The following is a 13982-nucleotide window of genomic DNA, read 5'->3' on the forward strand; positions in this document are numbered from 1 at the left end:
AGGTAAAAATGACCAAAAAACCGCGACATTACAAGGGTTCTAAGGGAGCCTCGTTATAATATCGCGGGGATTCAGGAGATATATAGATTTTCTCTCCATTGCGCCCTTGTGTTGAGAACATTTCATATTGATCAATTCTGCATAAATCGCACGATATTCCTCCTATGGGTATGTATGGGGTTTTATCGATTGTGGTTGTAATATTATGGCCATATATTAATACAAAAAAAAACAAATTACAACATAATAATTGGAATATAACGAATTTATTTTTTTCAATAGAATATATTGACAAAAACCAGCTCGTCAGTTTAATATTACTTACGTAATCTTTGTAACCCATAATATTCAAAGGTTACACAATATTTAAGTTGGAGGTGATAATATGGAAAAGATTAAAAAAATCGAAGAAGCACAAAAAAAAGTTGTTGTTAACAGCTTCCCTTCGTAATTCTTCTGAAAAATCCAAGGCAAATCCAAATGGATTTGCCTTGGATTTTTCAGAAGAATATTAGTGTCTAGAAAGTATTTTTTGAGGAGTGTTATAGTATGCAAAAAGAAATAGCTATCATCCCCGGGGATAAGCTGAAACAAATAGTAATAAATATATTTACAAGTTTGAATGTGAAACATGTAGACGCTGCAATAACTGCTGATGCCTTAGTTAATGCTAACTTCTGTGGTGTAGACTCTCATGGCATTGACCTATTGCCAACTTATGTAGAAAGAATTAAGCACGGCGGAATCAATAAGCGGGCTAACATAAAAATTGTTTTTGAGAATAATGGTCAAATGATCATCGATGCGGATGGGGCTCTTGGACCGGTTGTTGCTCATTATGCGACAAATCAGTCCACAAAGCTTGCAAAAGAGCACGGTGTATCATGGGTTACAGTTAAAAATAGCAATCACATCGGTATGTTAGGACATTATACTAGAATAATGTGTGATGTAAATCTTATTGGAATAGTTTTAACTAATTCAGGACCAAATGTCGCCGCTTGGGGTGGGGCTGAAGCAGTGATGGGGAACAATGCATTATCTGTTGGAGTTCCGGGATCAGGTTTTCCCTCCTTTCTACTCGATATGGCAACAGGTGAAGTTGCATGCGGAAAAATTCGTTTATGTGCAAATTCTGGTCAAGAAGTTCCAGAAGGTTGGATATTAGATTCAAATGGGAAACCAACAACAAATCCACAGGATTTTATAAATGAAGGTGTCGTATTGCCATTTGGAAAGCATAAAGGTTTTGGAATTGGTATGATGGTGGACTTATTAACAGGGGTTATAAGCGGGGGGCTCTTTGGTAAAGATGTTCGAAGACAGAGGCAGAATCATACTTTAATCGCTGGTTCAAGTCAAACCTTCATTGCCTATGATTTCGATAAATATATGAATAAAGAAGAATTTAATCAAAGAATTGATAGTTGGATTAATATGGTTAAGACGTCTAAAAAAGCATTTGGTTTCGATGAAATAATAATACCTGGTGAAAACGAACGAAATATTTATATTCAACGAATGAATGAAGGGATCCCGATTACAGAAGAACAAATGGCTTATTTCGATAAATTTGTAGACATGAAAGGAGTTCTAAATTATGAATGAGGTTCAGTATGAAGAAGGGATTTTGATTGCACATAAGCGGGATATCTTTAGTTGCTTAGATGAGTTTTTAAGTATTGAAACAAATGCAAGTGAAATAAGCCAATTCCAAGAAAAGCGCCTAAGAGAAGTTTTTGAATATGCTTTTCAAAAAGTGCCTTTTTACAATAAGTATACAATCGAAACAGATGTAAGTCCCTTTTCTAAATTGAAGGATATACCAATAATTGGGAAGAGGGATATTTTACAAGACTATGAAAATTTCATTTCTGATGAATTAAATCCTGATTCAGTTTATTCAACAAAGACGTCAGGTAGTACGGGAATTCCTTTTATATCCATTAAGGATAATTTTTCAAATATTATTTCAAACATGAATATGTTAAAGGTATTCGTGCAATATGGGATTCATGAAGATGTTAGAACCACAAGAGGAACAAGAATACTACGGATCGCAGGAAGGATTAACGGATTTAAGGAACATCATAAGAGTACAGAATTATACAGACTTGCACTTGTAGGAATTAATAGCCCGCTTGAAGAATTCGACAAACAAGTTCTCGAGGAAATAATTAAATATCAACCGGAAATTATAAGCGGTCATGCGTCTGAAATATTACTTTTATGTAATTTGTTCGATTCTAATGAATTGAAGCCAGAAATGAATTCTGTAAAATTTATAATCTCAGGAGGAGAGACCCTTAATCAAAATGCAAGATGGTACATAGAAAATTACTTTGATGCCAGGGTAATAGATGTATATGGAATGCAAGAAATAGGGGAAATTGCCTATGAGTGTTCGGACTATCCAGGTAACTATCATATACATGAAGATTCAGTTTATGTTGAAGTAATTGATGAAAATGGAAATTCGTTACCTGATGGTCATAAAGGCGAATTTGTTATTACAAATTTGATAAACAAATCGATGCCATTTATTAGGTATAGAACTGGTGATTATGGAATAGTCTCACCTGTTAAATGTAAATGTAAAAGGGCCGCGAGAATCATAAATACTATAGATGGTAGAAGCATGGCTCCTTTGATTCTAAAAAACGGCTCTCTATTGAACCCATACGTGATTAAACGGAGAATGGAAGATGCAAGAGTGACACAATATCAAGTAATACAAAAGGAACAAGGTAAACTAACTATTAATTTGGTGCTGGGCGAAAATGCAAATGATGCTATAGAGAATATAAAAAGAATGCTCTCTGATTATATTAATGATGGTACAGAAATTGAGCTAAAAATTTGTAGTATTAGAGACATTGTTTCACCAAATGGAAAAATTCGAGCGTTTATTAGTAAATTAGATCCTGAGTTTATCAATAATTCAAAGTAGGGGATGGAAATGAAAATATACACTGAATTGGATGTGTTACAGAAGTCTATTAACATTCCGGAAAACTATCTGATGAGTAAAATACAAACCCGTGATGCCAAGATTGCAGTCATTGGTATAGGATATGTAGGGCTATCACTTGCTGTGCATTTGGCCAGACATGGTTTTATAGTAATAACTTGGGATGAGGATCAGTCACGTAATGAGTTTATAAGAAAAGGAAAAAGTTATATTGACGATATCCCTTCAAACGATATTGAAAAATTAATTGAACAAAAGAAGCTATTTGTTTCATCAGATGAAAGCATTCTATCGGAGGCCGACTGTATTATTATTTGTGTGCCGACACCCTTAAGTACAAATCGAGAACCGGATTTATCTTACATATCTCGCATAACCGATTCTTTATCCAGATATCTTCGTTCTGGTCAACTTATTGTTTTGGAAAGTACAACATATCCTGGGACTTGCGAAGAGATGATATTGCCCAAATTGCAATTAAGCGGTTTGGAAGTTGGCCGGGACTTTTACCTTGCACATTCACCCGAGAGGATTGATTTTGGAAATAATTCTTACAATAGGTACGATGCACCTAAAGTTGTTGGCGGTTTAACTGCAATGTGTACGGAGGTAGCATGTACTTTATATTCTCATGCATTTAAAGTGATACCGGTAACTTCAGCAAAAGTTGCTGAAATGGTCAAGGTTTTCGAGAATACTTATCGTCTAATTAATACTGCATTGGTGAATGAAATTACTTTACTTTGTGATCGCATGAATATAAACGTTTGGGAGATGCTCGATGCCGCGTTTACTAAACCATACGGTATTCAAGCGTTTTATCCCGGACCTGGCGTTGGAGGCCATTGTATACCTATTGATCCTTTTTATTTATCTTGGAAAGCAAGAGAATTCGATTTTTCGGTTAGAATGATTGAACTGGCAGGGGAAATAAATGCACAAATGCCAAGCTATGTTGTCAGTAAATCGATCTATGCACTCGGCACTATGAATAAACCATTAAATGGTGCAAATATAGTTTTAATAGGTGTGGCTTATAAAAAAGATATTAAGGATTACAGAGAGTCGCCTGCGTTAAAGATAATTAATCTTCTTCAAAACGCAGGCGCAAATGTAAGTTATTTTGATCCGCTTTTCCCAAAGATTGAGTCGAAATACATTAAAAATGGTACCCTTTATAGTGTTGAGCTCTCTGACTCAGTTTTAAAACAAAATGATCTTGTAATAATTGTAACTGATCATAGCACTATTAATTATGAGCGAATAACTAAAGAAGCGAAACTAATAATAGACACGAGAAATGCTACAAAGGGAATAATGAATAGAGAAAACGTAATTTTGATATAACGGCTGAAGGGAAAGTTATTTAATGGTTGTTAACAGGGAACGGATTATGAGAGGTTCCATGTATTATTGGGTTGAATTGTAGAGGACAACAACGAGATTAAATTGCTACAATGTATTCGCATCTAATCAGTTGAATGTAAGCCTAAATTGAATATAAAAGGGATGGCGTAATTGAATAAAGCGGTAACCGTTTGGTTTACAGGAATGTCTGGTGCAGGGAAGACAACTATTTCAAAAAAAGTATGTGATATACTAATATCGCGTAGTATGCAAGTAGAATTATTGGATGGAGATATTTTGAGGAAGGGAATTTGCAGGGATTTGGGGTTTACTAAAGAGGATCGAGAAAAAAATGTTGAGCGAGTGATTTATCTCGCAAAAATGCTAAATCGTCACAATATCATTAGTCTTGTATCTTTAATTACTCCTTACGAAAAATCACGTGAACTTGCAAGGCATGAAATTGCTGATTACATTGAAGTGTATGTTAAGACTTCGTTACAAACATTAATTAAAAGAGATGTTAAAGGATTGTATAAAAAATCTATTAATGGAGAAATAAAGGGGTTTACGGGGATCGACGCCCCATTTGAACAACCTAAGCACTCTGATCTGACTCTTGACACTGAATTGATAAGTATTAATGAGTGCGCTAAAAAAGTAATTGAGATTTTAGAGAGAAGAGGTATCATACCTAAAATAGATCAAGTCATCAGATCGTTAGAACGCCCTTGAACTCCTTTTGTAACCGGAGGAGCCGCTCGACGCACAAAAGCGACTATTACAGGAATACCAGATGATAGTACCGTTCGGGTCATGTGAAAGGATGTTACGGTTCTTGCCTTCGACGCTTAACTTCTTGGATCGGCAATGCGCCGGGTTGAATGGTACGTCCCAACATGGCGGAGATCGCTTGAGATGCGAGGAGGAATGCTTCTTGACGGCGCTTGAAACCGGAAGAAACGCTTATCCATTCCTTCCATCATACCGTTAATGGCGTACTTGAGAGAATTCAGTCAGATGTCCTTATTAGTATCTAAAAAGAAGGTGGGATTCTTGCATTGAAGGGTTTAATTAAAAGTAAGAACTATTATTTTATTTTAAGTGCCTCATTCCTTATAGAATTCGCACGTTCGATGTACTATATTGTTTTAACATGGTTGTTATATGAACTTACAGGGGACCCACTTTATACGGGATTGTTAGTTGGTTTTGGATTTTTACCTGGACTATTTCTCAACTTGTTTTCAGGAGTACTAGTGGATAACTTGGATAGAAAAAAATTGGCGATTGGTGCAAACTTGATTGTAACACTTGTATTAATAATATTATTGAATATTTTTTTGGGAAACCTGATCTTGCCATGGATGATGATCGTAGTACATATGATAGTTCAAGTTTCAAATTCAATCTATCGTCCTTCATTACAGTCATTTGTTATGGAGTCTTTTAACAAAGATTTGCTGCCTAAAGTATTTTCAGAATCGGGTGCAGCAGGAGATACCGGTGGTTTAGTTGGATCAACATTGGGAGGGTTAATAGTAGCACTATTCCCTTCAATTGTATCGTTGATCGTTATTATTTTTTGTTATATTATTGGAACCTTATCCTTGTTTCTAATAAAAAGAGATGATACTTTCTATAAAAAAATCAAAAGAAAATTTACATTTGGAAAAGATATTGTGGATGGGTTTAATTATTTAAAGTTACATAAAAACCTATTGGGATTATTTTGTATCATGTTTGTAGGACAACTTGTAATTCATAATAGTGTGGCATTTCTTTCTGTTTACACTAAATCTTTTTTGAATCAATCAGTAGTAATATATGGATTGCTGGATGCCATCATTTCTATCGGTGGAATTGTTTCGGGTATTTTTGGGACTTGGTGGTGGAATAAAAGTGGGAAGTTTGTAGCTTCTAGATCTTTAATCATTATAGCTATCGGGCTGCTTCTTATGGGATTATCACCATTTTGGCAAATATCGGCGATTGGTGTTTTCTTAATTGGTTTAGGTACAACTTGGGTACGAGTACTCCTGCAGTCCGTGCAGCAAATGTCGGTAGAGGTTGAATATTCGGGGAGAATGTCTAGTTATCGTATGATTTGTAATCAAACCGCTGTAGCCGTAGGAGGACCTTTATTGGGGTTAATCGCCACAAAGTATGGAGTGAATTTTAGTTATATTTCATTATTAATTCCAGTATGTTTGGTCTTGATTTATTCGTATTTTCAAGCTAAAGAATCGTGGTTTATAAATCTAACATCCAAAAGTGTTTCCCATTCATAAAAAAAGTATTGTGAACGTTCGCTCCTATCTCTTTCGAAGAATGAGAGGTCTATGGTGTTAAAAGCTTATGACATAGTCGCATGTTATGGCCCGAAAGGCGGGGAAAAAATTGTGCTCCGTGCTCTCAGCCTCACAGTCGAACCCGGACATTTGGTTGGCATTCAAGGGGCTCCCAAGTCTGGAAAGACTACATTAGCTTCTATACTAGCTGGAATCGTGCCCCCTGTTTTTGGAGAAATCAATATGAACGGAAATAGAAGTGCCCTCGTCAGCCTGGCTAGGAATGGAAGATTACGCAGTAAACGTCAAAGCTCGGTCTACTCGAATTTATTGGAAGCGAAGTCTAATGACCCGGATCTTCTAATCATAGATGATGCCGAAGCATTTGGTGCAGACGAATTAGGAGAAGTGTTATGGCAACGCACTTCTTCTGGCCGAACAACTATCATGATTACCTCAGATCCAAGCCCATTGAGACGTGCAAATCAGATATATCTGTTGGAGCATGGCCGACTTAAGTCGATAGAACAATAACAATTAAAAGCATTCATCCAGATTTTAATTCTACTTGACAGTTTGATGGAGGTATATCATGAAAACCTCTCGTAGCATCAATCATATGGCAGTATACGTGAACCAATTCGCGGTCAGATCAATCAGAGACAGACTCTTTATCGACAGTAGTATCCATAGGTATATTTTTCAATTAGTCAGTAAAGCACGTAATTATTTGCACAGACAAATAAGCATGACTAAATTTGTATTTTTTGTGTGTTGCGGCTTGATTGGAAAGTTGTACTGTTTGGCCACAGAAAAATTACGTTATATATTCAACGAATCTTCCCTGAATCAAGTTGTAATGACGCATGATACAGATATACACACCCGGGGTATCTGCAATGTGAATAAATATTTGAGCGAGTTGAAATTGAACCCATGCTGAATGCACTATTAAATGCGAAGCAGGGGTCAGCCACTGGGTGGCCACTTGTGTTGTACTTTCATCATGTACATCCAAAGCTTGATCATTATACTTCACTAAAGCCGGATGATTTCGAACGTGCGATTGACCTCGTTTTGCGACTAGTCGGCCCAGCAGTTGATCCGGCCGTTCTAGCTACATTTTCATGTTCGTTGAAACTAAAGGGGCCGACAGTATTGATCACTTTCGACGATGGTTATCGTGATAACCTCGAATATGCATTGCCTATTCTTGAAAGATTCGGAATTAAGGCTATATTCTTTGTGATCACGGGAAAAGTTGTCCAGTTCCCCCAAAATAATCTTGACTCTTGTAAGGAATACATGACTTGGGACGAACTTCGTGATATGCACAAGTTTGGTCACATGGTAGGTGCACACACACTTTCACATCCAAAGCTAAACATGCTATCCGTTAAAGATGCACAAAGAGAGATAGAAGAATCTATCTTTGATGTAGAAAAACAGATTGGCAGCTCCCCAATCCATTTTGCATATCCATACGGTATCATCCCTCAAGAAGAACCTAACTTGCCGATTGGCACTCTGGCATTTGGAACTATTAAAGCACAGGCCTGTTCATGGGCGAAAAAAAACCATAATATTCGACGCACTTATCTGCCTACCGGACAATTAGATAAGTGGGCAAGACTTTGTGAAGGATGGAGAGAGCAATGGTTCGAATCACAGTAATCATACCGACTCAAAATCGCCCGAAGGACTTGCAACGATGCTTATATGGTCTTGCTGATAACGATTTGTCTTTGCTTGAAGAAGTAATCGTGATAGATGATGGATCTCAAATACCAATTGCGGAAGTGATACAAGTACCGGGACTTCCGGTACTTGTTATTCGTAATGAGCAGCCATGCGGAGCAGCAGCCTGTCGTAATATAGCAGGTATCTCGGCAAAGTCAAAGATCATCGCTTTTCTCGATGATGATGCGGTACCTTCGCCCGATTGGCTAAAGATTATTATACAAGAGTTGAAATCGGACCACGGAGCTATTACCGGACGTGTACTCCGTTTTGATAAGGGACTTATCTCACAAGCGCGTCAGGTTCGCTACAACATGCGATACACGGTGGTTAACAAAGGGCAGAGCGTCAGTTTTTTCTCTGGTGGTAACTCGGCCATTTGGACAGACTTATTCCAGAAAGTGGGCGGTTTTAATCAGCATGGTAGTGGAGGTGACAATGGACTTGTAGCCGACTTAAGTGGACAAGGTTATAAGGTACACTTTATTCCCGAGCTTGTTATACTGCATCGTAATAGTAAAGGTCTGAAAAAAGCGATGATCGAAGCATATAACTCCGGTCGTTTTCACCCTGAGCAGTTGAGATTCCGGGAAGCGTTGCATAAAGTCGTATCTATCAAAGCGATTGTAACCGACGGTACGCCTTTAGTAGCAGTATTCAACTGGGGGCTTAACTTGCTGCATCTGATAGGGCGCATTCAAAGAAAAAAATAAAAAGGGGGATTTTTCATTTATGGCCTTTAAAATAGCAGTAGTAGGCTATGGTTCGGCTGGACAACAGCACGTCGAGGTGCTACGCGATTTGGGAGGAGCAGAACTATATTGCGTAGTAGAATCGAATTTAGAAGTCGACACAGGTGAATTGCCACGTCAATATAGCTTGCAGGATGTGCTTGCTGATCAGAAAGTCGATGCGGTGGCGCTATGTCTACCACCAGGTGGACGATCAAACTTGGCGCATGAAGCTTTAGCAGCCGGCAAGTCGGTTTTATTGGAAAAACCCCCGTGTAGGACTGAAGCCGAACTGGACTTGCTGCTTAACGCTACACAGGTAGCCAATCGTAGTATCGGTATTATGTTCCAGCACCGCTACCGCTTATTTGATGAAATATTAAATTTCACATGGGACGAAAGTACCACCGCGATCCTCGAAGTCTCTCGTCCGCGAAACCCTGAACGTTATTTCACCTCATGGCGACAAGACCCGATGTTGTCCATTGGTGGCATAACCGCACACCTTGGTGTTCACTATATGGATCTCGCCTGTCTATTACTTGGCTTACCTAAGGAATTTCAACAAATAGGTCGCCGTGATTTCATGCCTGGCATTGATATGCGAGTCGCTGGAGCCGTACAATTTTCCGGCGGTTCAACAATGGCATTTGTCGTTACAGGAGAAGTTGAGTCCCGAAGTGAACGACTTAACATTCTAGGAAGAGACATCCGACTTACAATCCAAGACGGTTCCATTACTATCGAGAAGGGTGGCGAATTGCGCCACTATTCATCTGAGCCCACCTCTCTGATGCGTAAGCGGCTATATGAGGATTTTGTATCCGCTGCGATCAACCAAGAACAACCTAAGCGTTGCAGCCTAGAAAGCGGCCGCGGTGTGACTCGTTTACTGGAGAACATTGCAGCGAAAGCGGTGAAGAATGATTAATACCTGTATCGGTATATCGTCTGGTTCTTTTCCTGAGTTGGCCGCTACTGATTTAATAAAAATCGTTTGTAAGGGGGACGGGAATACAGTTGATCTTCGTTATGGTAAAGATCACCGATGGGAAGATGCAGGACTGAAGCCGTTCATTGATGCACGAATTCATATTTCGTTTATTGGTATCAGCGCTATCCTCGGCGATGAGCGTTGGGACACAACTGCACTATACCAAGAAGCAATTGCTTTTTCGGGTTACCCTCTGAAAGTATTCGCCAAGAAAGGTTGCATGAACGAAAAATGTCGAACGCTTACTAAGAACCAAATACAAGTTTTGACCGAAATTGCTGGAGCTTCTGATCATGTTCTAGTAGAAACACATGATGGTTTCAGTGCCGTGGAAGAGTTACTTTATTTACATGAAGTGACAGGTGCACACATATTATTAGACACATTAGGATTTGCATGTCTAACGAGAGATCCTTTTAGTGATATTGCAAAGCTCGCACCGCTAGTCCGAGCTGTACAAGTTAAAGGATTTGATTGGACAAACCCGAAGAAATCCCTACATGTCCCGCTGTCAGGGATCAATTTAGAGTATACGGTAATGATCTTACAACATGTTTTAAAGCCTCCATGCCCTATTACTGTTGAGACTAGAGCTGGTTCAGCCATTGAGGATTTAAGCTTATTGCATTCACTATGTAGAATATCCACTTTAACAAATTGAGGGAGTGTTTTTTTAATGCGTTTAGCAATTATCGGAGATGAACTTGATCAAAACTTAGGAAGAGTGATAGACGCAGTAAGCACCAACGAATTTCATGGTATAGAAGTGCGTTCGGTCTGGAACACTCAACCAGACAAGTTAACTGATACTCAGTTAATAATGATTCACGATTCTATCAAAAAGGCTGGTCTAACAATTTCTGGCTTTGACTCTCCCTGCCTGAAAACTCCCCTGCCTCGTACTAACGTCGAGTTAGAAACTTCTCGTAACTCAATTATGCATGCAATAAATCAGGCACGCATTCTCGATGCAGGATTTGTACGTATCTTTACATTTTATCACGAAGGTGAGCCGAATCCGATACTTGCAGCGAAAGCAGCAGCTCCTATCCTTGATGGTATTATTCCGGATGACATCAAGATATATGTTGAAACTGGTATGCGCACTAATACTCCAACTATGAAGCACATGTTGCAATTCCTTGAAGTAATTGGTGACGACCGGTTAGGAGTTGTATGGGACCCAGGCAACACTATATTCTCAGGGGTAGGCAGGAAACCGTTTCCGAACGATTACCAAGCGGGAAAAACACTAATTAAACATGTACACATAAAAGACCCTGTTGGCCAGAAAGAGTATACTCGCCTTGGAGATGGGGATTTGCCATGGCCTGAGATAATATATACACTGAAGAACGATGGCTACCAAGGCTATATTTCACTAGAAACCCATTGGCGTATGGGGCGAGTGCTCAGTCAATATCAACGTGATAACCCATGGTTCGATTCCTTCTCCGCAAACGGATATGAGGCATCTCTTGAATGTATGCAGAGACTGCTCAACTATGTGAGGGTGATCTGATGGACACAACTACAGACTCTCCGGTAATACTTCTTGGCTCTCAGCGATCTGGCACTACTGCCTTTGCATATGCACTTAGCGATGCATACGCAAAGGCGGATGGCATATTCACGGTTAATGGAAAACTAATGTATTTCTTACATCGTTGGCTTACCGATGGAGATATTAACGTTCGGCATTTCCGTGTTGATGAAATATTGCATTCTTTGCACCGTCGAATTCCGGGAGGAGAAGGAAGTAAACGTTGGCTTGAACAAGTTGAGCGAGTGTTGCGTAAAGCGGCTGAGGAAGTAGCTGATGGGCTACACAACAATGCACTTGCTCTCGGCCGAACAATCGTAGCAGAAAGTTATACTGGTTATACGCGTTGGGGAGACAAGTACAATGAATACCTTCACCACCTTTCACACCTTGACGAGATCATACCAGATGCACGCTACATAATTTTATTCCGATCACCGAACGATTCAGTAGCCTCCATTCTTGAATGGACTGGCGACCGCCCTTGGCGGCCATCTACAGTTGACAGCAATCTTGAAAAATGGGCTTTGTGGCATTCGGAGGTGTTTCGATTGCTCGAAAAGCTACCCAAAAAACGATACCTAGTGACTGAATATAATAGTCTATGCAAAGGGGAGGAAACGATTCGCCTCTCCGAATTCGTAGGTCTTGATCTTGAGCCACATCTACGCTTTATGAGTCAGCGACGCAAACCCACGGACCATCCAGTTTTACCCGCAAGAGTAAAGGAAATCTGGATACGTCTGAAAGCTTATCATGAAAAATAAAACACGGTTGCCTTGGGCATTGTTTCATGGAGAGCGCGCAGGCATCAAACTGCATGTTGCCTTCGCTGCAGCTACCGAGTAACCCGTTCAGGTTATGGAAACGATCGGCACGGCGCATGATGGCCCTATCGGTGAAAACTTGCGGACAAGGATTACATTCTGCTCAATGACCGCGCTTATGGCAAGATCAAGTGATTCGATCGGTATATCGTGGAGAAACAATATTTTGTAACCCGAATCAAAAGAGAATGTAGCGATTGTCTCCCCTTTCTTGGATTATCAAAAAACTGCTTCTTCGCCATTATAAATGCGAACATCTGTCAATACTGGAAATTAAAAGACCAGTAAAGGACGAGGTGTTTTCATATGTTTGCAGCAAATTTAAAGGAAGGTCAACTTGAGGTACTGCTTCACATTCCGGAGCCGTGGTATATCGATCACGTCGATTTCAGTCTGGAGACCAAACAGTTAGACGTGTATGTCAAGTTTCGTAAAAGAGCCTTGTTCCCTTGCTCGAGTTGTGGGGCGCCGGACCAACCCGTTCGGGATATCGCCAATCATGATCGCACATGGCGTCATCTCAACTTCTTCGAGTATCCGAGTTACATTCATGCTGAGCTTTCCCGAACGAATTGTGGCAAGTGCAATACCATTGCCCGAGTAAACGTACCGAGGGCCTTGAACAAACCGAAGCACTATTTCACCCTGCACTTCGATGCGCTTATTATTGCGCTGGCCAAAGATATGCCGATGAATGCTGTTAGCCGATTTGTCGGTGAGCACGACACTCGCTTATGGCGGATTTTGCATCACTATGTCGATAACGCCATTGCGGCGCAGGATCTTTCGTATGTAACGAAGATCAACACAGACGAAACGTCCGCTAAACGCGGGCATAACTACATCACCATTTTTATAGATCCGGAGCAAAAGAACGTCATCTGCGTAACCAAAGGAAAAGATTCCGGCACATGGCACGAGTGAAAGTGTAAAAAGCAACTGGAAGCCCATGGTGGCACAGCAGAAAACATTACGGAGGTCTGCATGGACATGTCGCCGGCCTTCATCAAAGGCGCGAAAGAAAATTTCCCCAAAGCGTCGATCACCTTCGATAAATTCCATGTCATTCAGGCTGCAAACGAAGCCGTCGACGAAGTTCGTCGCACCGAGCGGAAAAGCTGTGCTGAACTGAAAGATACACGGTATATGTGGCTGAAGAATCCAGAAAACCTGACCACCGCTCAACAAGAAACGATGGCGAAGCTAAAAGACTGCGATCTGGATACCGCCAAAGCATACCGGATGCGTTTGATCCTGCAAGAGATTTACCGGTACCCGGCTGCTATTGCGCCCATGGTACTGCAAGACTGGATTTAGTGGGGGCTTCGCTGTCGACTCACTCCGATGATCGAAGTGGCTAAAATGCTGCAAAACCACTACGATGGCGTTGTCCAATGGTTTTCCTCCAAACTGACGAATGGTCTGCTTGAAGGGGTGAATAGCTTATTTCAAGCGGCCAAACCTCTAAAGCCCCGAAATTACCTTTGAGTCTTTTCTCTTAATCCATTACAATGTGAAATAACCTGAAGTGGAGGGAT

Annotated in this window: 12 protein-coding genes and 1 pseudogene; all 13 read left to right on the forward strand. The window is 40.2% G+C overall.

Translation table 11 applies throughout. From position 1 onward, the window contains the following. The first annotated feature begins 549 nt into the window (after positions 1-549). The gene (locus NLX71_RS25000; protein WP_254366493.1) at positions 550-1608 is read left to right on the forward strand and encodes an Ldh family oxidoreductase; all 1059 of its coding nucleotides are present in this window, start codon (positions 550-552) and stop codon (positions 1606-1608) included. Continuing rightward, the gene (locus tag NLX71_RS25005) at positions 1601-2950 is read left to right on the forward strand and encodes a phenylacetate--CoA ligase family protein (RefSeq protein WP_254366494.1); all 1350 of its coding nucleotides are present in this window, start codon (positions 1601-1603) and stop codon (positions 2948-2950) included. The genes NLX71_RS25000 and NLX71_RS25005 overlap by 8 nt, the downstream gene beginning before the upstream one ends. Positions 2951-2959: 9 nt before the next feature. Further along, positions 2960-4318, forward strand: coding sequence for a nucleotide sugar dehydrogenase (locus NLX71_RS25010; protein ID WP_254366495.1), 1359 nt, complete (start codon positions 2960-2962; stop codon positions 4316-4318). A gap of 171 nt (positions 4319-4489) precedes the next feature. After that, the gene (gene cysC, locus NLX71_RS25015; RefSeq protein ID WP_254366496.1) at positions 4490-5053 is read left to right on the forward strand and encodes an adenylyl-sulfate kinase; all 564 of its coding nucleotides are present in this window, start codon (positions 4490-4492) and stop codon (positions 5051-5053) included. A gap of 326 nt (positions 5054-5379) precedes the next feature. After that, complete coding sequence (locus NLX71_RS25020; protein ID WP_254366497.1) at positions 5380-6609, forward strand: MFS transporter; 1230 nt, start codon at positions 5380-5382, stop codon at positions 6607-6609. A 51-nt stretch (positions 6610-6660) separates the two neighbouring features. After that, positions 6661-7143: an ATP-binding cassette domain-containing protein gene (locus NLX71_RS25025; protein WP_254366498.1), complete on the forward strand. Its 483-nt coding sequence runs from the start codon at positions 6661-6663 to the stop codon at positions 7141-7143. Positions 7144-7602: 459 nt separating this feature from the next. Continuing rightward, positions 7603-8283: a polysaccharide deacetylase family protein gene (locus NLX71_RS25030; RefSeq protein WP_254366499.1), complete on the forward strand. Its 681-nt coding sequence runs from the start codon at positions 7603-7605 to the stop codon at positions 8281-8283. Further along, a complete protein-coding gene (locus NLX71_RS25035; RefSeq protein ID WP_254366500.1) occupies positions 8265-9062 on the forward strand; it encodes a glycosyltransferase family 2 protein in 798 nt (265 codons plus the stop codon). The genes NLX71_RS25030 and NLX71_RS25035 overlap by 19 nt, the downstream gene beginning before the upstream one ends. Positions 9063-9081: 19 nt before the next feature. Further along, complete coding sequence (locus NLX71_RS25040; RefSeq protein ID WP_254366501.1) at positions 9082-10011, forward strand: Gfo/Idh/MocA family protein; 930 nt, start codon at positions 9082-9084, stop codon at positions 10009-10011. Further along, positions 10004-10735 carry a hypothetical protein gene (locus NLX71_RS25045; protein WP_254366502.1) on the forward strand — a complete coding sequence of 244 codons (732 nt, stop codon included), beginning with the start codon at positions 10004-10006 and terminating at the stop codon, positions 10733-10735. The genes NLX71_RS25040 and NLX71_RS25045 overlap by 8 nt, the downstream gene beginning before the upstream one ends. A gap of 15 nt (positions 10736-10750) precedes the next feature. Then, entirely contained in the window at positions 10751-11596 is an 846-nt protein-coding gene (locus NLX71_RS25050) for a sugar phosphate isomerase/epimerase family protein (protein WP_254366503.1), read from the forward strand. Beyond that, positions 11596-12384: a sulfotransferase gene (locus NLX71_RS25055; protein WP_254366504.1), complete on the forward strand. Its 789-nt coding sequence runs from the start codon at positions 11596-11598 to the stop codon at positions 12382-12384. The genes NLX71_RS25050 and NLX71_RS25055 overlap by 1 nt, the downstream gene beginning before the upstream one ends. A gap of 366 nt (positions 12385-12750) precedes the next feature. Continuing rightward, a pseudogene (locus NLX71_RS27355) lies at positions 12751-13926 on the forward strand (ISL3 family transposase); the annotation flags it as partial. Positions 13927-13982: the final 56 nt, after the last annotated feature.

It is taken from the genome of Paenibacillus sp. MZ04-78.2 (assembly GCF_024213375.1).
GTDB lineage: Bacteria > Bacillota > Bacilli > Paenibacillales > NBRC-103111 > Paenibacillus_G.